The sequence below is a fragment of the Arthrobacter sp. 35/47 genome (assembly GCF_000520475.1).
Taxonomy (GTDB): Bacteria; Actinomycetota; Actinomycetes; order Actinomycetales; family Micrococcaceae; genus Arthrobacter_D; species Arthrobacter_D subterraneus.
Window position 1 is genome coordinate 134,359 of the sequence record NZ_KI914582.1, and the last position, 1,184, is coordinate 135,542.

2 pseudogenes are annotated in these 1,184 nt (G+C 67.7%); both read right to left on the bottom strand.

The window, feature by feature from the left end:
- Positions 1 to 502 (bottom strand): annotated as a pseudogene (locus tag X803_RS22640) (D-alanine--D-alanine ligase A); the annotation flags it as partial.
- A gap of 43 nt (positions 503 to 545) precedes the next feature.
- Positions 546 to 1,184 (bottom strand): annotated as a pseudogene (locus X803_RS22480) (D-alanine--D-alanine ligase A); the annotation flags it as partial.

Consider the following 1,184-nt stretch of genomic DNA (forward strand, 5'->3'; position numbering starts at 1 on the left):
GATAGCCGAGCCGTGCGGCCCGCTCCAGGCAGGCTGAGCGGTCCCGGGTCCACTGCCTGTCAGTAAGAACTTCATAGGGCCCGACGGACAAACCGGCGGAGGCGAACACGACCTTCATGTAGTGCTTGTCCATCCCAACGGCAGACGCCAGCACACCGGCGCCGACGTAGCGCACATCGGCCATCTCCAGCAGGCCCTGCAGCGTGCCGTCCTCACCGAAGGGCCCGTGAAGCAGCGGAAGGACGACGTCGACGGCCCCCAGGCTGCGGGGCATCTGTTCCGCCCCGGTGGCGACGAGTTCCTGCGCGGCTCCACCGTCAGAGGCTGTCGCGAGCACCACCGGCTCCGGTGACACCGGTACTTCCGGAAGCACCGCCGAACGCAGCGACCACTGGGCAGGGTCCGAGGACACCAGCGACCACTGGCCGTTTTTTGCAATGCCGACGGGCACGACGTCGTACTTGTCCCGGTCGATCGCCTCGAGCACACCGGCTGCGGTCACGCAGCTGACGGCATGCTCACTCGAACGGCCGCCGAACAGCACGGCGGGAGATCCCCATGGATGAGCCCGCGCGGGCCGGTTTGACGAAGACGGGATAGCCGAGCCGTGCGGCCCGCTCCAGGCAGGCTGAGCGGTCCCGGGTCCACTGCCTGTCAGTAAGAACTTCATAGGGCCCGACGGACAAACCGGCGGAGGCGAACACGACCTTCATGTAGTGCTTGTCCATCCCAACGGCAGACGCCAGCACACCGGCGCCGACGTAGCGCACATCGGCCATCTCCAGCAGGCCCTGCAGCGTGCCGTCCTCACCGAAGGGCCCGTGAAGCAGCGGAAGGACGACGTCGACGGCCCCCAGGCTGCGGGGCATCTGTTCCGCCCCGGTGGCGACGAGTTCCTGCGCGGCTCCACCGTCAGAGGCTGTCGCGAGCACCACCGGCTCCGGTGACACCGGTACTTCCGGAAGCACCGCCGAACGCAGCGACCACTGGGCAGGGTCCGAGGACACCAGCGACCACTGGCCGTTTTTTGCAATGCCGACGGGCACGACGTCGTACTTGTCCCGGTCGATCGCCTCGAGCACACCGGCTGCGGTCACGCAGCTGACGGCATGCTCACTCGAACGGCCGCCGAACAGCACGAGGACACGGGGCTTGGCAGGTGGGGTCACGTTCAGCCTTCGGAT